Here is a 23,858-nt window from a genome sequence, read left to right on the forward strand (position 1 = left end):
TGTATAACTCAACTTTTACTCCAAATTTAGTCTATCTTTGGAATGTCTTCCTCTGACATGTGGAAGGCTTCCTCAGGTGCTGGATAGGATCCACTCTTGACATCCTTGTCCCAAGCGCTGAATGCATCTATCATATCTTGTCTCATCTTTGCATACTGTCTTACAAATCTTGGTTTGAAATCACTGAATATCCCAAGCATGTCATATGCATTCAAGTTGAATCCAACAGCAGATGGTCCTGAACCTGTACTCATTACAGGAACTGTCAACTTAGAATTGATATAGTCATTAAGTTCTGATGGAATAAGTTCAATCAGTACACAGAACGCTCCTGCTTCTTCAGCAGCAAGTGCTTCCTTGATTAACCTCTCAGCTGTATCCTTGTTCTTACCCTGGAGCTTAAATCCACCGATCGCCGCTGCAGTCTGTGGAGTAAGTCCGATATGAGCCATTACAGGTATGCCAACCTCTGATACTGCTTTGATCTTGTCCATTATTCCAAGACCGCCTTCCATCTTGACACAATCAGCTCCTAGCTTCATTAGTTTTCCTGCATTTCTGATTGCCTCTTCCTTGCTTGCCTGATATGACATAAATGACATGTCTGCTACAATGAAGGTGTTTGGTGCACCCTTTCTTACAGCCTTTAGGTGGTATTCCATATCTTCAATATTAACGTGGGTAGTACCTTCATAACCTTGCACTATCATTCCAAGCGAATCGCCCACAAGTATCATCTCACAGCTTGACTCATCAACCAATGTTGCCATCTGATAGTCATATACTGTGACCATACCGAATTTTTCACCTTCATGCTTTTTGTCCATGATTTCTTTAATCGTTAGCTTCTTCTTTGTCATTCCCATACACTCCCTTTAAGTATTATTTGAATATTGCCCCTGACATCGCTGACCCTACCTGTCTTGAATACCTGTCCAGGTAGCTTCCCTTCTTGACCGGTGGTACTGGCGGTGTCCAGTCCTTCCTTCTTTCTGCAAGAACCTCTTCTGCAACTTCAAGATCTATTACACCGTTTTCTATGTCAAGATTAATGATGTCTCCTTCACGTACAAATGCCAAGGGTCCTCCATCTGCTGCCTCAGGTGATATGTGGCCTATTGCAGCCCCCCTGGTAGCCCCTGAAAATCTGCCGTCGGTAACCAATGCTACCTTGTCACCTAAATCCATTCCAATTATAGCTGAAGTCGGTGTCAGCATTTCTCTCATACCTGGTCCGCCTTTTGGTCCTTCATATCTTACTACTACAACATCCCCAGGATTTATGACTCCTGCAAAGATTGCCTTAACGGCCTCTTCTTCCTTTTCAAAAACTCTTGCAGGCCCTGAGTGTTTAAGCATCTTATCAACAACTCCCGCTTTCTTACATACAGCACCTTCCGGTGCCAATGAACCGTACAGTATCTTAAGTCCGCCTGTTCTCGAATAGGCAGTTTCCATATCCCTTATGACATCCCTATTGATAACCTTGGCATCTTCAACATTCTCAAAGACGGTTTTTCCTGTTACAGTCATGGTATCCTTAAGCAGACCCAGCAGCTTAAGCTCCTTAAGTACCGCTTCCACTCCTCCTGCTCTGTCAAGATCTGCAGGGAAATGATCCCCAGCTGGCTTTAGCTTAACCAAATGTGGTGTCTTGGCAACAATTTCCTCAACTAGGTCCATGTTAAATTCTATTCCTGCTTCATTTGCTATCGATGCAAGATGAAGTATTGTATTGGAGGATCCACCGATTGCCATGTCAAGTAGAAGAGCATTATAGAATGCATCAGGTTTAAATATGTCACTTGGCTTAATATCTTTTTCATAAAGCTCCATTATCTTCTTGCCTGTTTCCTTTGCAAGTGCCAGCCTTTTTCCTGATGTTGAGGGATAGGTACTTCCAGGCAAGGCCATTCCTATTCCTTCGGTCAGGAAGTTCATTGAGTTTGCGGTTCCAAGAAGGTTACATGCCCCACAACCAGGAAGAGCAACCTTTTCAAGCTGAACAAGCTCTTCAGGTGTCATGGCTCCTCTAGCCACTGCGCCTGAAGCCTCCATCAGATCCGTATATCCAACTTCCCTTCCTTCATTGAAGCCAGTGGCCATTGGCCCACCGCTGATCATGATAGCAGGGACATCAAGTCTTGCTGCTGCCATAAGCATCCCAGGAGTGATCTTGTCGCAATTTGTTATAAGAACCATTGCATCAAAAGAGTGACCGTTCATCATGCATTCAACGGAATCTGCTATAAGCTCCCTGCTTGCCAGAGGGTAATGCATACCATAGTTTCCTTGTGCTATGCCATCACATATCCCTATGGTCGGAAACTCGATGGGAGTTCCTCCTGCTTGAAGGACTCCTTCCTTCACTGCCTTTGCTATTGTGTCTAGGTGTACATGTCCTGGTACTGCTTCATTTTGTGAATTAACTATACCTATCAAGGGCTTATCCAGATCTTCCGGCAAGAAGCCCATTGAATAATAAAGAGCTCTATGCGTTGCTCTTTCTAAACCTTTAGTTGTTCCATGGCTTTTCATATGTTTCCTCCTGTTCTATATTACCTGTTCTATATTAAAAGGTACTAACTCAGTAAGCTTGGCAGCCACATAATTATTGCTGGGAAATATGTGATCAAGAGAAGTATAGCTATCTCTGCCAAAAGGAAAGGCATTATTCTCCTACTTATCTGGCCTATGGATATGTCTGCCAGGTTACCTGCAACAAACAGGTTTATGGCCATAGGTGGTGTTATCATTCCTATTGAGGTGTTTATTACCATTATTATCCCCAGTGCTACCGGATCTAGACCCAATATCTGAGCCAATGGCAACAGCATCGGAGTCATCAGTAATATGATTGATTGTGTCTCAAGGAACATTCCAAGGAACAACAATATTACGTTAATAAGCAATAAGACAACGTACTTGCTGCTGAAGGCCCCCAAAATCGCTCCAGCTATTGTAGTTGGTATATTTGCACTTGTCATCAGCCATGAGAATGGTGCTGACATCGCAACTGTAAACAAAACGATAGCAGTGCTAACTGCAGATTTGGATAAAATCCCAGGTAGGTCCTTCATTTTAAGTTCTCTGTAAATAAATTTTGATACAATAAAAGCGTACACTACAGCTACTGCAGAAGCTTCTGTGGGAGTAAATATTCCACCATAAATTCCGCCGAGAATTATCACTGGCATCAGGAGTGCCCATATTGCATTAAAGAAGGACTTTATTACTATTCCAACAGTTATCTTCTCGTGCTGCTTGATTTCAAATCTACCTACAGTCACTATACTTATGAATATGATAGCCCCTGCCAGCATAAGTCCTGGAATTACGCCTGCAATAAACATGGTACCTATTGATACTGAGGCAATTATTGCATATGTAACCATCGATATACTTGGTGGTATAACCACTCCCAGTGTACCAGAAGATGCGGCAATAGCCGCTGCTCTATCCTTGGGATAACCGGCCTTTTCCATATTAGGAATCATGATACCGCCAATTGCCGCTACTGTTGCTGGATTTGAGCCAGATATTGCACCAAAAAATGCCGAAGAAATTGTTGTGATTATACTAAGACTTGCAGGGAGTTTTCCCAATATTACCTGGGCAAATCTAATTAACCTCTTCGATATACCACCCTTTTCCATCAAATCTCCCGATAAAATGAAGAAAGGTACTGCCATAAATGGAAAACTGTCTATTGCAGTAAACATACGTTGAACTACCACTACTATATTGGTGTTCATGTCACCTGTAAGCAGAGCAACCACTGATGCTATCCCTAGTGAAATGGCTATGGGGATATTCAGCAAAAGCATAAATGCCAACATTCCAAAAAGTGTAATTGCCAAATTATCCACCTCCTAATCAATATTTGATTTAATTTCTTTTTCCCTTCTTATCTGACCAATTGCGTACTGGAGAGATCTGATAATCAATAGAAACAGTCCCACAGGTACAGCTGAGTAAACCATCCATGTTGGTATATGAAGAGCGGGAGTTGTCTGTCCCATCTTTTGAAGTCTCATGATCAGATTTCCAGCATTTACAAGCATAAAACCAGAAAAACCGACTATTATTGTGGTTCTAAGTATAAAGAAATACTTGTGGGTTGATGCAGGCATTGCACTAACAAAATTATCAACCGTAAAATGTTGATTTCGTTTGGCACCTACGCCAATTCCTAAAAATACTATCCAAATCATTAGATACCTTGCCAATTCCTCAGCCCATGGGAAATTAGCTAACCCGGTATATCTGAAAAAAGTGGCCATAAATACGACAATAACCATTAGCGGCAGAATTATCGTGATTATCTTCTCTTCAAAATTATCCAGAAAATCTATGATTTTCTTCATTATTAACCTCCTTAATTGCTATGGTTAAACATATTAGGATAGGGTGCAGCATCGCACCCCATTCCCTTATAATTTATTTTCCTAGTAATGCATCAATATATTCTGGATTGATCTGATCTGAGAATTTCTCGTAAATTGGCGCGAATGCATCCTGCCACAATTGCTTGTCTACCTCTGAAACGGTTACTCCATTTGCCTCAATAACCTCGACAAGCTCCTCATCCATTTGCTTGCTGTATGCTCTTTCCCAATCTCTTGCTTCCTTCTCAGCTCTTACAATTGCATCTTGAACATCTGCTGGATAACTGTTGAAAGCATCAAGGCTTATCATCATAACTGCTGGTGAGTAGAAATGTCCTGTAAGTGAAAGATAGTCTTGAGCTTCGTGCAGCTTGTTAGTATCGAAAATTACCAGTGGATTTTCCTGACCATCAATTGTTCCCTGTTGTAGTGATGTGAAAACCTCTCCCCATGCCATCGGCGTAGGTGTTGCTCCAAGAAGTTCAAAAGAAGCTATGTGAACTGGATTCTCCATTGTTCTTATCTTAAGTCCTTTAACATCTTCAGGAGTCAAGACTTCTCTCTTGCTGTTTGATAGGTTTCTAAAACCATTCTCCCAGAAACCTAGACCTTTGATTCCTATTGGCTCCAATGATGCAAGTATTTCCTGTCCAACTTCACCATCCATAACCTCATATGCAGCCTCTCTATCAGTTACAATAAAAGGTAGGTCAAATAGCATAAAGTCTTTTGAGAAGTTTGGCAGTGGACCTGTTGAACTTACTGTCATTTCAAGAGTTCCAAGGCTAAGACCCTCAATAAGGTCTCTTTCATTTCCAAGCTGGCTGCTTGGGAAAATCTGAACGTCTACTTTACCTTCAGTGTATTCTTCTACTTTTTCTTCGAACATCTTTGCTCCAAGTACATAGTGACCATCAGGCTCAGTTGCAGTACCAAGTCTAATTACTATTACATCGTCGCCTGCTGCTGGCTGTTCTGATCCGCCGTTACCAGCAGGAGCCTCTGATCCTCCACCACATGCAACCAAAGAAAGCATCATTACAACTAATAAAGAAATAGCTAATATTTTTTTCATTTTACCCTCCTGTTTTCATAAGTATTTTCCCCTCTTGCTTGCTGCCTATGAACTGATTATGTATTTTCACCTCCCACTTTTAGTAACTAAATAAACATCCAGTTATTTCTGGAGTCTTTCAGATTGTTCCTTCCAAATTTCCATCGAATATTTAATGGCCTTTTCACCTGCTTCAACATCTCTGTTCCTTATTGCATCTATAATCGGTCTGTGGCTCATGAGAGCCTCATGTCCAAATCTTTCATCTCCCTTTTTCTTGTATATCTGAGGGATGTACAGATCCATTATATAATTGTAAATGGTAATTATTAGCTTATTGTGAGTTGCATTGCCCAAGGATGTGTGGAACTCATGCTCAGCCTCTGCTATTATCTCATTTTCATATCGGTTTTCTTCAACCATTCTTTTCGTGTACTTGAATGCATTTTCAATGAGTTCCAGATCTTCTTCGGTTGCATTTTGTACAGCTAACCTTACAATTCCGACTTCAAGCATTTCACGCAATTCCCTAAGTTCATTAAAGCTATCCTGATTTATTATTAGTTTAAATAAAAGTGGGTCAAACCTAGAGCCCTCAGTGCTGTCATTGATGTACGTCCCGTCTCCTCTTCTTACAGATACAATCCCATAAGCACTCAGGATTTTCATAGCTTCTCTTACAGATCCCCGACTAACGTTTAGACTATCTGCCATCTCAGTTTCACTTGGAAGCTTGTCACCAGGCTTGAGTTTCTTCTTCACCAGCAAGTTTTTAATCGTGTCCAGTACCACATCTGTTGCTGACAGACGCTTACCAACCCCTCTAAAGAGATCCTTGCTCTTATCTTGATTATTGTTCTCTGGCAAACGATAACACCTCCTCGCTAAACATCATATGTCCGATGTTTGATGTTTTGCTTTATGTCTCCCATATTACCACTTCTATTCGCTAAAAGTCAATAGCATTATTTGTACATTTCTAAATTTTCAGATTTATTTGTTTTTAATTTAACAAATATTTTGTCATTAAACTGTAACTTGAAAAATGAACATTTCAGAGTAAATTGGGTATAACTAAATAGGTGATATAAATGAAAGGTAAATATTTTATTACAACGGGTATTGTTTTGATTCTTATATTTGGAGCTATCCTTATTCCTCAGCTGATGGAGAATAACAATTCAGATGATTTTATTTTTGTTGCTGAAGACTCTCTGGGACCATGGTACTTCGACAAATCCTCCATTGAGGAGAGATATGACCAAGTGGAGGGTATCAGTGTCATTGACGTATGGGTGAAGCATGATATCGACCAAGAAGGGAACATTTGCGTAAGGGACGAGCTCCTTTGGCATATCGACCCTGCTCAGATGAGATACAAGTTTTCTGATGCCTTTGCCTTCGATGAGGCAGGTTATCTCATTGAAGCCTGATATCTCAATTATGAGGAGGTCTCGTGGAGACCTGTAGAGCCAGGCAGTGTTGTGGAGGAAATTATTTTAAAGGTATTGGAATACCATCAAAAATAAGAAATATTGATTTATATTTGACAAACTTTTTTTTGCATAGGGAGGATATTGCATGGGTAAAAACAGATTTATTTGTGATTTAAGGTCCCCGCTTTTGGTTTTTATTTTGTCATTGACTGTGATTTTTGGTTTTAACTCAGTGGCATCTGCTGCCGGACTTAATGAGCACTACCAGGAGGTTAATGACCAGGTCTCATATATACAGACAAACAACAGCATCCCAGACAAGGGGAATTTTTTCATAAGGAAAATCGTATCAAAGGCAGACCACACCTACTGGACCAGCTTTCGGATTCCAGGGGATGCAGGGTTTCTAAGATATTTTGATGATGATAAGGATCTTGTGGAGCTTCCAATGGTGGAGGGCTCCCTCCCCCAGGGAAGGATTCTATTTCTTTCCACAGACAGCTATCATTATATACTTGGTCAGCCCTATACCTACAGGGACTTGGGAGCGGGAACCAAGGATGCAATCTCAAGCCATCCAATCCAGCTAAAAAGAGATCAGGACGGTTGGATAGTGACCTTCCGCTATGGCTTAAGTCCTGGCGTTCAAGGAATTCTTTGGGGTGCAGGGTCTACTCAGGAGCTGGTTGACTTTAATAGCATCGATCAGCTTAGAATGTGGTCATACTATGACCTGGACAAAAATGCTAGACTTCTTTATGATGGTTACCATTATAAGAGCCCTTCCACATACTATCCGACAACTTCAACCTCCTATTGGAGGATACCCAGCGACTATCTGACAAATTCCATGGTGCGTTCAGGTGGAAGTAGGGCTTCTGAGATAATTGGGACCTCGCTTCTTAAAATCGCACACAGGAATATCAGTGATGAGGGATATCTACCAACATTACCGAGGAGCATCTGGCTCTTTAAGGATTATGGAATAGAAGCAGGATTCTTTGATACAAGATTCAATGCGGATACAATAGAGACCAACATAGTAGCCTATGGAAGATATGGAGATCCTGTGTATAGGGATATGGCCGTAAGGCTGGCTGAATACTATCTTGAACATGGAAGGAACAATAAGTATGTTCTGCATGATCCTGGAATGGGAGAAGGATGGCTGGTTGAGGATTATTACCATGATTCAGGAAGAAAGAATCATACATCCCTAAATCACCAGCTTCAGGCGATACATTCATTCCTTTTGCTGTACGAATCGGAAAAGAATCCGGATTATCTGGATTTTGCACAGAAGATGATTACTGGAATTAAAATCACCCGGGACAAGTGGATAATGCCAGACGGAAACCTGGAATATGCCTATATGCCAGATGGAACAATGGGTCTTGTGGATTATGATTACCTGACCTACAACGACCTGCTCAATGTTCAGGAGGCTCTTGTAAGGATTAGGGGTGAAGGAGACCAGGACCTGCAGATTCTATTGGAATCCAAGAAATTATGGATGGATAGGAACAATGTTTCCGGCTACAGAAGAACTGAAGACATAAAAGATCCCAGCTGATACTCAGCTGGGATTAATTTTGGCAAAATGAGTCAGAAGAACCGTCCCGGTGACTCACCGGTGACTCAAGGAGATATTCTGATTTGGGTATATTGCACGGGATTCATTATCCTTATTGGCAGTACGCTGTTACCAATGCCGCTGTCAATATGGAGCATTGTCCCTCCGGGAAGCTCCATTAGTCCCTTGTCATAGTGGGGAAAGAAGCCCTGTCCCGGTGAAACTACACCCCCCACAAGAGGCAGCCTCACCTGTCCTCCGTGGGTATGCCCTGATAGGATCAGATCCGCCTTACCATCAGCATACCAGGATGCCCGGACCGGAGAATGTGAAAGCAGTATGTTTAGCCTGTCTCTTTCAAGCTCTGAAAGCATAACTTCATAGTCATGCTCCTCCACATAGAATTCTGCTCCGTAAACATGGACCGTCTTGCCTTCTATGTCCACTTCTGCCCTGTCGTTGTTCAGTATGATAACTCCCCGACTTGAAAGCTCCTCCAGAAGGTCCTTCCTGTGCCTGTTGGCTATCTCATGGTTGCCCTCAACAAAATATATGGGCACCCCGGTTGTCTTCAGGGAATCAACCAGGCTCAGGGAAACGGTCAGGTCCTCCGTATTATGGTCCACCAGATCACCTGTCAAGGCTATCATATGTGGATTGAATTCCTTAATCTGTTCCTTAAGCCTACTTATGTTTATCCTGTGATTGGAATGAAAGTCAGTGACCTGAACTATTCTTATTTCATTTTCCACCTTGCTTGACTGAATCTGTATGCTTTCAGTCCTAAAGTGAGATATCTGATTTCTGTTGTATAAAAACATCCCAAGAGCAATGATTGCAATTGCCATAAGTATTATCTTCATCTTCATATATTCTCCCGCCTTCGCAGTGTTACTGCCTATAGGATACTATCTTCTAAGTGTTGCTTCAATCCGTTTGGGGTTAAGGAAGAGCCCTATTGCATCTTCAATGGATGTAACAGCGATATGGGCTGACTGGAGCAGTCCTGTAAATGCTCCCTCCTGGCCGATTATTGCAATCCCTATCCTGGCTTCACCCAGCATGGCCATATCATTTCTTCCATTACCAATTGCGGCGGTTCTACCTGATTCCAGCTGGGAAACAATCCGTCTTTTGCTTTCCTCGGCATTTCCCTTGTCAAACACTCTAACCTCCACCGGCAAACCTGAGCATTCATCCTTTACCGTTCCAAAGGTGTCTGCGGTCAGAACAGTAAGATTAAATCCTGCGGATCCCAGCCTACTTATGCCTTCTCTTGTCTCCCTTGACATCCTTCCATCCACTGCAAGGGTTCCGTTGTAGTCAAACACAATATTTTCAATTTCAAGGGGATCTTCATATCCCTGTATTTCAAGCTTTAGCATGGTATCCCACCTAAGTATCATTTTTTGATCAGGCAAACAAAAAGAACCGTCCCGGATGTTTGTGTTTGTAAAGCAAAAATGCCCCGACTGCCTTTTAAGTAAAGCATCCGAAGCACTTTTTAAATGGTGCGGGAAAGAGGACTTGAACCCCCACGTCAATGACACTAGATCCTAAGTCTAGCGCGTCTGCCAATTCCGCCATTCCCGCAAATGGTGACCCATCCGCGACTCGAACGCGGGACACCCTGATTAAAAGTCAGGTGCTCTGCCAACTGAGCTAATGGGTCAAAATAAAATGGGGTGGATAATGGGATTCGAACCCACGACCTCCAGAGCCACAATCTGGCGCCCTAACCAACTAGGCCATATCCACCATGTTTTTTCTTGGAGCGGGTGAAGGGAATCGAACCCTCGCAGCTGGCTTGGGAAGCCAGTGCTCTACCACTGAGCTACACCCGCAGCAACACTTTAAGTACTGCTGAAGACACTCAAATTTACTCCGCACTCCGTAAGCGGATTAACCGCTGACTTATATGATTATAACAGTTCTAAAATATCATGTCAATAATTTAGTTGAAGATTATTGGATTTTTTCCTCCCCTAGAAAGGATAGCTGCTCCATGCTCCTATCCATAAGGTTGCTTAGGGATACACCAAGTAGTCTTAGGCTCTTTTCCCATTCCATCTCATTAAAGAGGATGCCTGCAAGATTGAATATTTCCTCACCATGGGATATGTAGTGGTTGAAGGTCCTGCTCCTAGTGTGGCTATGAAAGTCCTCATCCTTGATCTTCACCGTCAGGGTTCTTCCGTGGATATTTCTGCTTTCAAGGTCCTTTTCAAGCTCCATGGAATACTCTCTAAGCCTTTCCATAAGAAGCTTTTTGTCCCTTGTCTCCCTGAAGGTCCTTTCCACACCCATGGATTTCCTTTCCCTGGTTGTGGTTACAATCCTCCTGTCAACTCCCCTTATCCTGTCGTAAATTTCCTTGCCGCCTCTTCCAAACATGTCCATAAGGAAGTCCTCCGGCAGTCTGTAAAGCTCTTCCACTGTGTATATTCCAATGTCATTGAGGCGCTTTCTCGACTTGCTTCCTATTCCATACACCTTGCTGACAGGAAGGGGAAACAGGATTTCAGGCATCATTTCCTGGGTTATCTTCATGAATCCATCAGGCTTGTTCCAGTCCGAGGCAAGCTTTGCCAGAAACTTGTTGAAGGATACCCCAATTGACAGGGTGAGTCCCGTTTCCGTCATAACCCTTGCCTTTATTAGAGCAGCAATCTCCTCGGGGGATTTTTCCATCCCGGATATGTCCATATAGGCCTCATCGATTGAAAGGGGCTCGATCCTGTCTGTTATGCCCCTTAAAACCTGAAACACCTGTTTTGATATCTCCTGATACCTTTTCATTCTCCCTGGGACATAAATCCCATGGGGGCATCTTTCCTTGGCCATAAAAATTGGCATGGCTGAATGTATTCCATACTTTCTTGCTTCGTAATTACAGGTGGTCACAATGCCCCTGTCGCTTCTTCCGCCTACAATGACAGGATGTCCCTTAAGCTTTGGGTTGTCCTTTTCCTCAACGGCTGCAAAGAAGGCATCCATATCAAGATGTAGAAAGTCCAGTGATGTTTCCATTAATACCTCTCCTACCTGATTCTCTTAATCTCCCCGGTTATCTTTTCACCTATGTGAAGGATTCCATAGGTTCCCTGGGTATGTCCTCCCCTTGGAAAGGAAGGACTTCCAGGATTCATCATAAAAAGGTCTCCTTCCCTCTTCATTTCGGGTATGTGGGTATGACCGAAGAGGACTGCATCGGCCCTGTTCTCCAGGGCATGATAGTAAAGCCTTTGAAGGCCGTTCTTGACACCCTGCTTGTGACCGTGGATAAGAAGTATCCTCTTGCCTCCCAAATTCAACACCATTTCCCTCTTGTAGTAGGTGGACCAGTCACCATTTCCCCCGATGATATATGAAGGGAGCCTAAGAGAGTCCTTGATCTTTTCTCCATCCTCCACATGGTCTCCCAGAAACACAAAGCCTCCCGCATCCCTTTCATTCTTTAAAGCCTGGATTATTGGCTGCGTGACATGATGAGTATCAGCAACTACAATCAACTTAATGCTACTCACTTAAAATCTCCTCCAGTTTTTCCCTTAATGCATCTATTGCCCTTCTCCTATGGCTTATTGAATTCTTGATTTCTGACGGCAGCTGGGCAAAGGTCTCCGAATATCCACTTGGAACAAAGAGTGGGTCATAGCCAAAGCCATTCTCCCCCCTTGGCTCCTCAAGTATTTCCCCCCTGCATTCACCCTGGACAGTCATTTCCCTGCCATCCTCCGTTATCAGTGCTATTACGGTCCTGAAGGCTGCAGTTCTTTCCTTGCCCTGAAGATTCTTAAGAAGGGTCTTGTTGTTGAGGGAATCATTTCCGTCTTCTCCGCCATACCTTGATGAATACACCCCAGGTGCACCGTCAAGTGCGTCCACAAAGAGTCCGGAGTCATCTGCCATTACCATATGGTCAACCAGCTCAGCAAGCTCCCTTGCCTTCTTAAGGCTGTTGTGCTCCAGGGTGTCTCCATCCTCCACAACCTGTAGATTCTCCACACCGGCTTCCTTCTTGGTGAGTATCTCCAGGGGAAGATCCTTGAGTATCTCCCTCAATTCCTTTGCCTTGTTCTTATTATCCGTTGAAAGTATAAGTTTTCTCATGTTTCTACCTCACTAAATAAGCTCTGTTATTGGACCAAGAAGCTCCTTCTGAAGCTTTATAAGCTCACCTGTACCCTTCTCTGCCAGATTCAGAAGCTGATCCAGCTCCTGTCTTGAGAAGGTTGCATTTTCTCCTGTACCCTGAACCTCTACATATTGTCCTTCATCCCCCATCACCACATTCATGTCCACCTTGGCTTTGTGGTCCTCCTGGTAGCAAAGGTCAAGAATTGGCCCTTCTTCTCCAACCCCGACGCTTATTGCGGAAAGGTATCCTGTAATCGGAAACTCCTTCATTTCCTCCTGGCTGTACAGCTTATGAAGCGCGTCCACAAGGGCGATGTAGGCTCCTGTTATGGATGCTGTCCTGGTTCCCCCGTCTGCCTGAATCACATCACAGTCTATCCATACAGTCCTCTCACCAAGCTTTTTCAGATCAACAACAGACCTTAGGCTTCTTCCTATTAGCCTCTGAATCTCCTGGTTTCTCCCGTCTATCCTTCCCTTGGTTGAATCCCTCATCTTCCTTGTCATTGTGCTTCCAGGAAGCATTGAATACTCTGCTGTCACCCAGCCTGTCCCGGTATTCTTAAGAAAGTGTGGAACCTTGTCCTCTACCATTGCCGTGCATATGACCTTGGTATCACCCATCTGTATAAGAACTGATCCATAGGGGTGAAGAAGGTAATCTCTTTCTATGTTCACAGGTCTCATCTCATCGTGCTTCCTATTGTCTATTCTCATCTAAACAACTCCTCTATATTATTCATACTTCCATTCTATCAAACATTGACCCTTATTCATACAACAAGGCAACAAAAAACCCCTTTGCAGGGGTAAAAATCATTTTTTCATCTTTGTGAAGTATCCTCCACGGATTGGGCTGATGCTGTTGACTGTTATAAATGCATTTGGGTCTATTGAGTCCACTATTTTCTTTAGCCTGGCCATGTCCTTTCTGTTTAAGGCAACTGTCAGCATTTCCCTTGGCCCTTCTATTCCCTGGCCTTCATAGCTTGTGACCCCGAACTTCTCTTTTCTTAGGGTATCTATTAGAATATCGTTGTTGGCTGTCTTCAAGATTATCTGAGCTGAGAGATTCCCAAGTGCAATCTTGTTCTCAAGCATTATTCCAACATAATTCCCTGCCGCAAATCCAAGACAATAGGCAAGAAGGTTCATTGGATTATCAAGTGAGTTTACAACCTTTCCAAGGACAGTGACATATATTCCCACCTCGAAGAATCCGATTAATGCTGACTGAAACTTTCTGCCCTGCATGACCATAAGGGTTCTCACTGTAGCCAAAGACATGTCCAGCATTCTTGCAAAGAATATCAGCAAATATCCCATAAGTAATTCCATCAAATAATTCTCCTTTCAAACAAATGCAAGGGAAGGCTTAACCTTCCCCATTTATCAATACTCTTTAAAATACTGATCAACTGCGTTTACGATTCCTTTGACAACCTGGTTCTGGTAGTGGTCTGAGACCACCAGGGAAAGCTCCTCTGGATTTGTCATATATCCTGTTTCAACCAATACAGCCGGCATTTCTGTTTCCCTTAGAACCACAAGCTCAGGTCTTTTAATTATTCCTCTCCCGGTTCTTCCAGTCTGTTGAAGTATGCTGTTATATATAAATTCAGCAAAGGGGAACTGGTCGTCTATCTTCTTGTCGCTTCCATATGAAGGACAATATAGTATTTCCAGACCCTTTATGGACGTGCTCAGGGTTGCATTTGCATGCATGCTTATAAAGAGGTCTGCATTGTTTTCATTTGCAATTCTAGGTCTGCTGTAAAGATCTATAAATACATCTGTTTCCCTTGTCAAAATTACATTGTAGCCTCTTGCAACCAGAGCGTCCCTCAGCTTGAGGGTTGTTTGAAGGTTTATGTCCTTCTCCTTAGTTGATCCGCTTACTGCTCCAGGATCCTTACCGCCGTGACCGGCATCCAAAACAATTGTTATATTCTGTGGCAGCACTTCCTCGTTTCTTATTGCCTGTATGCTTATGACCTGGTCTCCAGGTCTTGAAAGCACACTATACACAACCCCTCTTCTAAAGCGTATTGTGATTACAGTGTCATTTCTTCCTCTTTCAACGGAAATATCCCTTACAAGCTGGTCTCCAATCTGCAGGGTTCCATCCGGTAGATCTGTTGCCGTTACAGGCAATGTCACTGTAATTTCTTTTCTAAGTTCATGGTAATTCACTTCATACTGTGTTGGGAAAAGATTCCTGAAATCAAAGCTGCTTTCAGTCCCCCTATTCTTGTATTGAAGTGCATCCCAAGCATTCTCCTCAGGCAGGATGACCAATCTGTCCCTTTCTGGCAGGACAATTATTCCAGGATCCCTTGCTCCCTCCATTACATCCAGTACGACTCTGACAACGTCCCTGTCAGGTCCGTAGTTTTTGTCTCCAACATACTGGGAAGCCCTTACTCTCTTGATGAAGCCAAACTGGAAATCGTACTCCTGGTATAGCTCTCCCACTATCTTTGAATCCATTATATCAACCACAAGCCTTGTTGGATCTGTTAACTTTGTGACCTTATAGTCAGTTGGATCTATTCCATATATGACAATTGCATTTCTTCCGTTCACTATCTCCTGTCTTATCATTTTTGGACCCTTATCCACATCATCACGGTCATCTTCATTATCCTCGGGCTTTTCAACTGCTTCAGGCCCTTCAGGGGCTTCCAATCGATCGTCCCCAAATAGGATAAATGCCTCCTTATCCTCTTGAACTAGTCTGAAGTCCTTCTGTTCAACCAAGGTCATCACAATTCGAGTTGTATATGGACTGATTGTAAATTGTGAGTACTGGAGTCTTGTAAGTACCTCTCCATCCACAAAGAAATCTCCGGGACGGTCTCTGCTTCCCTCAACATCCAACCTGGCGTTTTCAATGTCCACCACCAGCTTGTTTGATGCGGGAAGGAACATCGTGGTGTATTTTATGTCTCCATCGGTTTTTATTCTTATTCTATGGTCTCCATTTGTTCCTTTTTCGGCTGAAATGCCTGAAATGGTAACCATATCCTTTCCTTCATTCCCCTTAGGGGTGTTTATCAGGGCAGTGTAGCTTGCTGCATCCCAGCCTACCTCATAGCCCATGATTTCTGAAACAAACCTTACCGGTACCATGGTCTTTGCTTCGTTAAGCGAGGTATAGACAACCAGCTTGGGGATTGAATTCTCCTCAAGACTCATGGGGCTTCCGTTTAATAGAACCACATTGCTGTCAATTGTTAGGTCCAAACGGTTTCCCTGGTGGATTACTGATGCCGTCTTTGTTGCAGCATCCCAGTCAACCTGGGCTCCGAAGCTTTCAGCCACGAATCTTATGGGCACAAGGGTCCTATCACCCATTATAAATGACGGAAACTGCGAATTTGCAGGCCTTCCATCCATCACCACTGCCACCTGAGGTACCGCCATTGGGCTGCCGTTAACGTTTATATCCACTATGCTGTTTCCAAAGGAAATTGAAAACAGGGTTATAAAAAGCATAATCATTATTGCTGTCAAAATAGTCCGTCTCATAAGTATCTCCCCCGCTTCAAAAAATACAACTCTACCTAGGATATTTATATCATTTTAAAGGCTTTCATACAATATCGTCGGGGACAATGTAACCATAATGTAATATGGTCCCTTACACCTCAAGAGCCCTGTAAAGCTCGTCGCTTCCAGGAGATTGTATCTGGGTCCTGCTTCCATTTGAAACACTGTAGATTTCTGCTTCTGTAACCTCTGCAATCACTGTTGCCGGTATCTGAATCTCTTCAAGGGCATGAACCAGTTCATCTGCCCTTTCCCTTGGCACAACCATTATCATACTGCCGCTGGATATAAGCTTTCTCACGTCAATCTCAAGGTGTTCACAGATTCTCCTGGTGATATCCTGGATGGGAAGCCTGTCCTCATAAAGGTCAATCCCCTTGCCTATTGCCTTCCCGGTTTCCCAGATCGCTCCGTAGATTCCACCTTCTGTTATATCATGCATGTATTTCACACCATAGTCCTTGGCAAGGAGTCCCTCCCTTACGACACTCAGGTACCTTCCAAGGTCCAGTGCCTCCTGAATCTCACCTTCTGTGAAATGGTCCAAGAGAATCTCCCTAAGTTCACTGGCAAGGATATGGGTTCCCTCAAGTCCTATCCACTTTGATATGATAACCTTGTCGCCCTTTCTTATGGATTCATAGGTATACAGGTTTTCCCTCTTCATTCTGGCTATTACAGTTGTACTTAGAACCATTCTGTTCACTGCGTCGGTAACTTCCGTGTGGCCTCCTATTATTTCAACGTTCACATCAGCTGCTGCCTTCCCCGCCTGCTTCATAACCTGTTCAAGCTCATCTTCACTTGTCCCCTCGGGGCACAGGATGGTCAACAGCAGCCCCACTGGCTCCGCTCCCTTTGTTGCAGCATCATTGCAGGATACGTGCACAGCCAGGGCTCCAAGCTCCTTTGTTGCCCCTGTTATGGGATCTGTGCTCACTACGCAAAGGTCTCCTCCAAGATCCATTACCCCAGTATCCTCACCTATACTTGCCCTTACAAGGACCTCCTCACGTCTGAGGGATATATTTTCAAAAACAATTTTTTCAAGCAATTCATTTGGTACTTTTCCTATCTCCAACCATCTCGCCTCCCTAACCCTATGGTAACAGATAAATCCCAAAATTAAAAGCCCTGACTTAGGTCAGGGCCTCTTTTCCTAGGAGTTGAAGATTTCCTCGTTCAATCCTCCTTCAGATTTTGCGATAATTGTTGTACAAACGGCATCACCGGTTACGTTGATGGCTGTTCTAGCCATGTCCACAAGTCTGTCTATTCCCATGATCAGTCCGATACCCTCAAGTGGCAGTCCAACTGATTGAAGCACCATTGTAAGCATTATTGCTCCCGCACCAGGAACTCCAGCTGTACCTATGGAAGCCAGGGTAGCTGTCAGAACTATTGTAAGCATCATTGGGAGTGTCATTTCAATCCCATACACCTGTGCTACAAACAGTGACGCAACACCCTGCATTATTGCCGTTCCATCCATGTTTATGGTCGCGCCAAGTGGTACTGTAAATGAAGAAACCTCCTTTGATACTCCCATGTCCCTCTCGGTTATTTCAAGGGTTACAGGAATTGTTGCTCCTGAGCTTGCAGTTGAAAATGCAACTGACATTGCAGGAAGGAACTTCTTGTAGAACTTCCTAAGGCTAAGTCCAGCAAAAATCTTGAACATTGACCCGTATACAACAGTTGCATGGATCAATAGGCCGATGTATACCGTACCTATGTACTTCATTAGGGGTATCATGGCCGAGTAGCCAACTGTGGAGAAGGTCCTTGCTATAAGTCCAAACACACCTATTGGCGCGAATATCATTATAATCTCAACCAGCTTCATGATAAGGTCGTTCAGCTTTTCGAAAAGTGTTGAAAGATACTCTCCCTTTTCACCTAGCAATGAAATTCCAACCCCTGTTAAAAGTGCGAAAACTATGATCTGCAGCATGCTTCCAGCTGCCATTGCACCTACGATGTTGTTTGGAATCATCTCGTAGAATATCTGTACCAGCGGCACTGTCTCCCTTGCAGTTACCTCAACCGCCTCAACAGCTCCCATGTCAAGACCGATTCCCGGCTTTAGAAACACTCCAAGAGTCAGTGCAATCACAATGGCAATTGCTGTTGTCGTCATGTAGAACAGGATCGTCTTTGAGCCTATCCTACCAAGCTTGGTAACATCCCCCATGTTTGCGGCACCATTCACCAGTGAAATAAATACCAGTGGAACTACCAGCATCATTATGCCCCGCAGGAACACCTGTCCAAGGAACAGGAATATTCCATCAACAAGTACTGTGTCCTTCAAGGTTCCCGACGGCATAGAATATACCAAAATACCTACAATAATACCTGCTACCAGTGCCATCAGGACCTTTGTGGTCAGTCCATATTTACCTTTTTGCATATTTTTTCCCCCTTCCATTATATTACATCTATTATATGATTAATACTTTAGAATGTCAAAGCAAAAAACAAGGCAGAGACCAGTCTCTGCCTAAAATCACCAAATTTATGCAATTATCTCTCTTTAATTCTTTCTGTCAGCAGCTTGTTTACCAGCTGTGGATTTGCCTTTCCCTTTGTGGCCTTCATGATTTGTCCAACTAGGAAACCAATGGCTCTGTCCTTTCCGTTCTTGAAGTCCTCAATGGATTGAGGATTCTTGTCCAGGGTCTCCATGACGATCTTCTCAAGCTCCCCTTCGTCTGAAATCTGTATCAGACCCTTCTCCTTGACAATATCCCCCGGTGCCTTTCCGGTTTCAAACATCTCCCTTAAAACCTTCTTGCCCGTATTGTTGTTTATCTTTTCTTCCTTCACAAGGTTTATAAGCTCTCCCAGGTCCCCTGATGAAATTGGCATATCTTCAAAGTCCTTGTCCTCATCCTTAAGTCTCCTGAGGACATCTCCCATCATCCAGTTTCCAAGAAGCTTGGCATCCTTCACATGCTCCAAGGTCTCCTCAAAGAAATGGGCGAGCTCCTGTGATTGGGTGAGGACGCCTGCATCGTACTCACTTAAGCTGTATTCCTCCATAAATCTCATTTTCTTTGCATGGGGAAGCTCAGGTAGACTCTTTCTTATCTCCTCGATCCAATTCCTGTCCACAGGGACTGGAGTTATGTCTGCCTCGTTTGCAAATCGGTAGTCATCAGCTGTATACTTCCTTCTCATGATGATGGTCTCACCAGCTACCTCATCCCATCTCCTGGTTTCCTTTACATTTCCTTCAGCCTCATTGAGAAGCTTCATATGCCTTGCTTCCTCATACTCTATGGCCTTAACCGCGGATCTGAAGGAATTTAGGTTCTTCACCTCTGTCACACTGGTCTTTACGCCCTTTTCCTCATCCACAACGTTGATGTTGATATCACATCTTAAGGAGCCCTCCTCCATCCTGACATCTGATATCCCAATGTATTTAAGGGTATTTCTAAGCTTCTCAAGAAACAGCTTAGCCTCTTCAGCAGAGTTCATGTCAGGGTTTGAGACTATCTCAACCAGGGGAACCCCAGACCTGTTGAAGTCCAAAAGGGATGTTCCATCCTCTGTATGAAGCTGCTTGCCTGTATCCTCCTCAATATGGATCCTATCCAGGGTTATCCTCTTGGGGCCTGCCTCCGGCTCTATCTCAAGATAGCCTCCTGAGCACAGGGGATGGTCTGACTGTGAAATCTGATAGCCTTTTGTAAGGTCCGGATAGAAATAGTTCTTCCTGTCCATTCTTATTGTATCTGCAATTTGGCAGTCAAAAGCAAGACCAGCCTTAAGGGCATACTCAACAGCCTGTTTGTCGATTACAGGCAGTGCTCCTGGGAGACCTAGACAAACCGGGCACACAAGTGTATTAACATCTGCTCCATACTGGTTTTTGCAGTTGCAGAACATCTTCTTTTCCGTTGAAAGCTCCACATGTATCTCTAGACCTATCAAAGTCTTAATAGCCATTATCTCACCACCCTTTCATAGCCAAGGCCGGCTTTGAGTATTGTTGAGTCCCCAAATCTTGGACCTGTTATTTGCAGCCCTACCGGCAGTCCATCAACATCTCCCATGGGCACGGAAATTGCGCAAAGACCTGCAAGGTTTACCGGTACTGTATAAAGGTCCGCCTTGTACATATCCACAGGTGAATTTATCATTGAATCAATCTCAAATGGAAGCATTGGAGCGGTCAAGGACAGAATCACATCGTGATCCCTGAAGGCATTCTCATAATCCTGCTTTATAAGGGTCCTTACCCTCAGTGCCTTCTTGTAGTTTTCAGTCTGGTACCCGGCACTCAAGGAATATGTCCCAAGCATTATCCTTCTCTTTGTTTCCTCACCAAAGGCTTCAGTCCTTGAGTTTGTGTAAAGTTCATCCAGCGTTTCGTAGTTTTCAGTCCTGTATCCAAAACGGATTCCGTCAAATCTTGATAGGTTTGTGCTAACCTCAGAGGACATGATTATATAGTAGGTTTCAAGTGAATATTCAAGGGATGGAAGAGAAACATAGTCGATTATGGCTCCTGCATCCTCAAAAACCTTCACCGTCTCCCTGAATCTTTCCTGGATCTTTTCATCACCTGTGATCCTCAGGTTCCTATACTGCTCAGGCAAAGCAACCCTGAGCCCCTTTAGGGAGTCCACTCCCTCTATGGAAATGTCCCTGTCCGCCTTTTTGGAGGATGTTGCATCCAGGGGATCATACCCTGATACGCTTGTCAGCATCATATGGGCATCCTTAACGTCCCTTCCAAATACTCCAATCTGGTCAAGGGAATTTGACATTGGAACAACCCCATACCTTGATACTATTCCGTAGGTTGGCTTCATCCCAACTATTCCACAAAAGCTGGCCGGCTGCCTTACAGAGCCTCCGGTATCAGATCCAAGGGCCAGTGGTGCCTCATGTCCTGCAACCGCTGCAGCAGATCCTCCTGATGATCCACCTGGAACCCTTGACAGGTCCTTGGGATTTCTGGTGTTGCCATAATAGGAGGTCTCAGTTGACCCTCCCATGGCAAACTCATCCATATTTGTCTTTCCAAGGATTACACCATCTGCTTCCCTGATTTTCTTAACCACTGTCGCATCGTAGGGAGGATTGAAGTTTTCTAGCATCCTGGATCCGCAGGTGGTCCTGAGGTCCTTTGTGAGTATATTGTCCTTAAGCCCCACTGGCAACCCTGCAAGAGCTCCCAGGCTTTCTCCCCTTTGTAGCTTCTCATCAACCCTTTTTGCTGCCTCCCTTGCCCCATCCCTGTCCAGGGTGATAAAGGCATTCAGGTCCTTTTCCATCTTATCTATAACATCCAGATGGGCATTTAGTATCTCCGTAGAGGAAATTTCCTTTTTCAGGAGCCTTTCCTTCATCTCCCATCCTTTTAAGCTGGTTATATCCATATTCTCCCCCCTATTCTACAACCTTAAGTATCTTGAAGTATCCGTACTGGGACTCAACAGTGTTTTCCAGAACCTCTTCCCGCGATAGGGTCTGGCTTTCACCGTTCTCCTTCATGGTTCCCTCTTCGTCATTGATTGTGAAGGTTGGCTCCACATTTTCCGTGTCCACCTCTTTGATCTTTTCAACAAAGCCCATTACCTGTCCGAACTTTTCCTCGAATTCATCAAGCTCCTCGTCCGTGAATTTAAGCTTTGCCATGCCTGCAATATGAACAATCTGGTCTCTGGTAATCACTGCATCTCCTCCTTAGCTCTATTTCAATATATTCTTAAGCTCTTCCTCCCCGATTATTGGGATATTAAGGTCTTGTGCCTTTTTAAGCTTGCTTCCGGCATCTTCTCCAACTATCACATAGTCCGTCTTCTTGCTTACAGATCCCGTGACGGTTCCACCCAGCCGGATTACCTCTTCCTTGATTTCATTCCTGGTCATACCCTCAATAGTCCCTGTTATTACGACGGTCTTTCCGGTGAATACCGATTCCTCCGCCACCTCCATCTGCTGATGATGGGGGGCAACCCCCTCATCAAGGAGCTTATCTATTCCCCTTCTGATCCTTTCATCCTGGAAAAACTCCACAATGGATTTTGCGACTATCTCCCCAATGTCAGGGATTCCCACCAGGTCTTCCTGGGTGGCCTTTATCAGTCCCTGAAGGGAACCGTACTTCTGTGCCAGATCCCTGGCGGTCTTGATTCCAACATTTGGAACTCCAAGGGCATAGATGAATGAATGGAGACTTACACTTTTGCTCTTTTCAATTGCATCCACAAGGTTTCTTGTCTTCTTCTCCTTAAAGCCCTCTAGCTCTATTATATCACTGTATTTCAGCTCGTAAATATCCGGCAGGTCCTTTATGTGGAGCTTTTCAACAAAAAGTTCCGCTGTCTTCTCTGAAAAGCCCTCGATATTCATGGCATCCCTGCTGGCAAAGTGCACAAGCCTTGACACCAGCTGAGGCTTGCAGGACAGTGAGTTTGGACAGAATATATGGACCCCGTTCTGGTACAGCTCACTTCCACAGGCTGGACAATGTGTGGGCTTTTCAATTTCACTCACAGGCTCCTCCGTTGGCATGCTCCCCAGAATCTCTGGTATGACATCGTTGGATCTCCTGATAAGAACTCGTCCGTTCAGCTTGACGCCCTTCCGTTCAATATCATCGTAGTTGTTGAGGGTTGCCCTTTTAACTGTCACACCTCCGATATCAACAGGCTCCAATATGGCTGTCGGAGTTACCTTTGCAGTCCTCCCAACATTCCATTGCACCCCTATTACCCTTGTGGTGCGCTCCTCGGCCTCGAACTTGTAGGCTATTGCCCATCTGGGGAACTTGTTTGTATACCCAAGAATTTCCCTGGTTTTTAGGTCGTTTAGCTTTACAACCATTCCGTCAGTCAAAACGTCCAGGCTTTTTCTGCTTTCCTGCTGGCTATGAATTTCCTCCATCATCCTATCTATGGATCTATAAACCTTAATGTATGGGAAAACTGGAAGCCTGTTTTCCTTGAGGAACTCTATCATTTCAATATGCGTACTGAAGCTTTTTCCCTCGATGTGTCCTGTGTTGTAGAAGAAGGCGGAGAGCCTTCTCTTCTCAGTCACCCTGGGGTCAAGATTTCTCAAGGCTCCAGCTGCTGCATTTCTGGCATTTTTTAAAGGTTCATCGGCGGTTTCATTGTAGCTCTCAAGAACTGACAGGGGCATTACACCCTCTCCCTGAATCTCCACCTTTCCCTTGAAGTCAATCCTCAGTGGGATTGACTTTATTGTCTTGAGCTGGGGAAGAATGGCCTCACCCTGGATACCATTACCCCTTGTGGCACCCTGCACAAGCCTTCCTTCCTGATAGGTCAGGTTTACAGTGAGACCATCAAATTTGAATTCCAGTACAAATTCAGGCTCAGGAAGCTTATCCTCATTGTCCCTGTTGTATTCACTTATTGTCCTTGCTATCTTTTCAGCCCAGGCTCTCAGCTCTTCCTCGCTCTGGCTCTTGTCAAGGCTCCAAAGCCTACCCTGGTGAATGTGCTTCTTAAACCCTGGCAGAACCTCTCCCCCCACACGTTGAGTAGGTGAGTAGTCATACTGTATACCAAGCTCCTTCTCCAGCTGCACCAGCTGGTCATATAGCTTGTCGTACTCTGCATCACTGATTTCCGGACTGTCCAGGGTGTAGTAGCTGTAGTTGTACCGGTCAATGAGCTGAATGAGTTCATCCAGTCTCTCTTTGTCAGCCATGCCAATCTCTCCTTTTA

At 44.2% G+C, this 23,858-nt stretch carries 22 protein-coding genes and 4 tRNA genes; 2 read left to right on the forward strand and 24 right to left on the reverse strand.

Features of this window, described 5'->3' with window-relative positions:
• Positions 1-26 precede the first annotated feature (26 nt).
• From panB to ACKVDP_RS04410, 6 genes are all read right to left on the reverse strand, one after another.
• Positions 27-860: a 3-methyl-2-oxobutanoate hydroxymethyltransferase gene (gene panB, locus ACKVDP_RS04385; protein ID WP_409227595.1), complete on the reverse strand. Its 834-nt coding sequence runs from the start codon at positions 858-860 to the stop codon at positions 27-29.
• Between the two features lie 22 nt (positions 861-882).
• A complete protein-coding gene (gene ilvD, locus ACKVDP_RS04390) occupies positions 883-2,538 on the reverse strand; it encodes a dihydroxy-acid dehydratase (RefSeq protein WP_409227596.1) in 1,656 nt (551 codons plus the stop codon).
• A 44-nt stretch (positions 2,539-2,582) separates the two neighbouring features.
• On the reverse strand, positions 2,583-3,860 hold the full coding sequence (locus ACKVDP_RS04395; RefSeq protein ID WP_409227597.1) for a TRAP transporter large permease: 1,278 nt from the start codon (positions 3,858-3,860) through the stop codon (positions 2,583-2,585).
• 12 nt (positions 3,861-3,872) lie between these two features.
• Entirely contained in the window at positions 3,873-4,367 is a 495-nt protein-coding gene (locus ACKVDP_RS04400) for a TRAP transporter small permease (RefSeq protein ID WP_409227598.1), read from the reverse strand.
• A gap of 73 nt (positions 4,368-4,440) precedes the next feature.
• Positions 4,441-5,463, reverse strand: a complete 1,023-nt coding sequence (locus tag ACKVDP_RS04405) for a TRAP transporter substrate-binding protein (RefSeq protein ID WP_409227599.1) — start codon at positions 5,461-5,463, stop codon at positions 4,441-4,443.
• A gap of 102 nt (positions 5,464-5,565) precedes the next feature.
• Complete coding sequence (locus ACKVDP_RS04410; protein ID WP_409227600.1) at positions 5,566-6,309, reverse strand: FadR/GntR family transcriptional regulator; 744 nt, start codon at positions 6,307-6,309, stop codon at positions 5,566-5,568.
• A 224-nt stretch (positions 6,310-6,533) separates the two neighbouring features.
• Here ACKVDP_RS04410 and ACKVDP_RS04415 point away from each other — a divergent pair, with 224 nt between their 5' ends.
• Together ACKVDP_RS04415 and ACKVDP_RS04420 are read left to right on the forward strand one after the other, a co-directional pair.
• On the forward strand, positions 6,534-6,875 hold the full coding sequence (locus ACKVDP_RS04415) for a hypothetical protein (protein ID WP_409227601.1): 342 nt from the start codon (positions 6,534-6,536) through the stop codon (positions 6,873-6,875).
• Positions 6,876-7,023: 148 nt separating this feature from the next.
• On the forward strand, positions 7,024-8,451 hold the full coding sequence (locus ACKVDP_RS04420; RefSeq protein ID WP_409227602.1) for a hypothetical protein: 1,428 nt from the start codon (positions 7,024-7,026) through the stop codon (positions 8,449-8,451).
• A gap of 65 nt (positions 8,452-8,516) precedes the next feature.
• Here the strand turns inward: ACKVDP_RS04420 and ACKVDP_RS04425 are convergent, their stop codons facing one another.
• From ACKVDP_RS04425 to ligA, 18 genes are all read right to left on the reverse strand, one after another.
• A complete protein-coding gene (locus ACKVDP_RS04425) occupies positions 8,517-9,320 on the reverse strand; it encodes a metallophosphoesterase (RefSeq protein WP_409227603.1) in 804 nt (267 codons plus the stop codon).
• A gap of 39 nt (positions 9,321-9,359) precedes the next feature.
• A complete protein-coding gene (locus ACKVDP_RS04430; RefSeq protein ID WP_409227604.1) occupies positions 9,360-9,836 on the reverse strand; it encodes an HAD family hydrolase in 477 nt (158 codons plus the stop codon).
• Positions 9,837-9,960: 124 nt separating this feature from the next.
• A tRNA-Leu gene (locus ACKVDP_RS04435) sits at positions 9,961-10,044 on the reverse strand.
• Between the two features lie 3 nt (positions 10,045-10,047).
• Positions 10,048-10,123: transfer RNA gene (locus ACKVDP_RS04440), tRNA-Lys, on the reverse strand.
• A 9-nt stretch (positions 10,124-10,132) separates the two neighbouring features.
• Positions 10,133-10,209: transfer RNA gene (locus tag ACKVDP_RS04445), tRNA-His, on the reverse strand.
• Between the two features lie 12 nt (positions 10,210-10,221).
• A tRNA-Gly gene (locus ACKVDP_RS04450) sits at positions 10,222-10,295 on the reverse strand.
• Positions 10,296-10,416: 121 nt separating this feature from the next.
• Complete coding sequence (locus tag ACKVDP_RS04455) at positions 10,417-11,481, reverse strand: DNA polymerase IV (RefSeq protein ID WP_409227605.1); 1,065 nt, start codon at positions 11,479-11,481, stop codon at positions 10,417-10,419.
• A gap of 11 nt (positions 11,482-11,492) precedes the next feature.
• Positions 11,493-11,978, reverse strand: coding sequence for a YfcE family phosphodiesterase (locus tag ACKVDP_RS04460; protein WP_409227606.1), 486 nt, complete (start codon positions 11,976-11,978; stop codon positions 11,493-11,495).
• A complete protein-coding gene (gene rdgB / locus ACKVDP_RS04465; protein ID WP_409227607.1) occupies positions 11,971-12,564 on the reverse strand; it encodes an RdgB/HAM1 family non-canonical purine NTP pyrophosphatase in 594 nt (197 codons plus the stop codon). The genes ACKVDP_RS04460 and rdgB overlap by 8 nt, the downstream gene beginning before the upstream one ends.
• 12 nt (positions 12,565-12,576) lie before the next feature.
• On the reverse strand, positions 12,577-13,308 hold the full coding sequence (rph, locus tag ACKVDP_RS04470; protein WP_409227608.1) for a ribonuclease PH: 732 nt from the start codon (positions 13,306-13,308) through the stop codon (positions 12,577-12,579).
• A gap of 99 nt (positions 13,309-13,407) precedes the next feature.
• Positions 13,408-13,929, reverse strand: a complete 522-nt coding sequence (locus ACKVDP_RS04475; protein ID WP_409227609.1) for a DUF2179 domain-containing protein — start codon at positions 13,927-13,929, stop codon at positions 13,408-13,410.
• Positions 13,930-13,983: 54 nt separating this feature from the next.
• On the reverse strand, positions 13,984-16,122 hold the full coding sequence (locus ACKVDP_RS04480; protein ID WP_409227610.1) for an N-acetylmuramoyl-L-alanine amidase: 2,139 nt from the start codon (positions 16,120-16,122) through the stop codon (positions 13,984-13,986).
• A gap of 112 nt (positions 16,123-16,234) precedes the next feature.
• Entirely contained in the window at positions 16,235-17,224 is a 990-nt protein-coding gene (locus tag ACKVDP_RS04485; protein ID WP_409227611.1) for an AIR synthase family protein, read from the reverse strand.
• A gap of 78 nt (positions 17,225-17,302) precedes the next feature.
• Complete coding sequence (locus tag ACKVDP_RS04490; protein ID WP_409227612.1) at positions 17,303-18,556, reverse strand: dicarboxylate/amino acid:cation symporter; 1,254 nt, start codon at positions 18,554-18,556, stop codon at positions 17,303-17,305.
• A gap of 113 nt (positions 18,557-18,669) precedes the next feature.
• Positions 18,670-20,100 carry an Asp-tRNA(Asn)/Glu-tRNA(Gln) amidotransferase subunit GatB gene (gene gatB, locus ACKVDP_RS04495; protein ID WP_409227613.1) on the reverse strand — a complete coding sequence of 477 codons (1,431 nt, stop codon included), beginning with the start codon at positions 20,098-20,100 and terminating at the stop codon, positions 18,670-18,672.
• Positions 20,100-21,539: an Asp-tRNA(Asn)/Glu-tRNA(Gln) amidotransferase subunit GatA gene (gene gatA, locus ACKVDP_RS04500; protein ID WP_409227614.1), complete on the reverse strand. Its 1,440-nt coding sequence runs from the start codon at positions 21,537-21,539 to the stop codon at positions 20,100-20,102. The genes gatB and gatA overlap by 1 nt, the downstream gene beginning before the upstream one ends.
• Positions 21,540-21,549: 10 nt before the next feature.
• Entirely contained in the window at positions 21,550-21,834 is a 285-nt protein-coding gene (gene gatC / locus ACKVDP_RS04505) for an Asp-tRNA(Asn)/Glu-tRNA(Gln) amidotransferase subunit GatC (RefSeq protein ID WP_409227615.1), read from the reverse strand.
• Positions 21,835-21,852: 18 nt separating this feature from the next.
• Positions 21,853-23,841, reverse strand: coding sequence for an NAD-dependent DNA ligase LigA (gene ligA, locus ACKVDP_RS04510; RefSeq protein ID WP_409227616.1), 1,989 nt, complete (start codon positions 23,839-23,841; stop codon positions 21,853-21,855).
• Between the last annotated feature and the right edge of the window lie 17 nt (positions 23,842-23,858).

The sequence above is a fragment of the Gudongella ferriphila genome, assembly GCF_046224405.1.
Lineage (GTDB): Bacteria > Bacillota > Clostridia > Tissierellales > Tissierellaceae > Gudongella.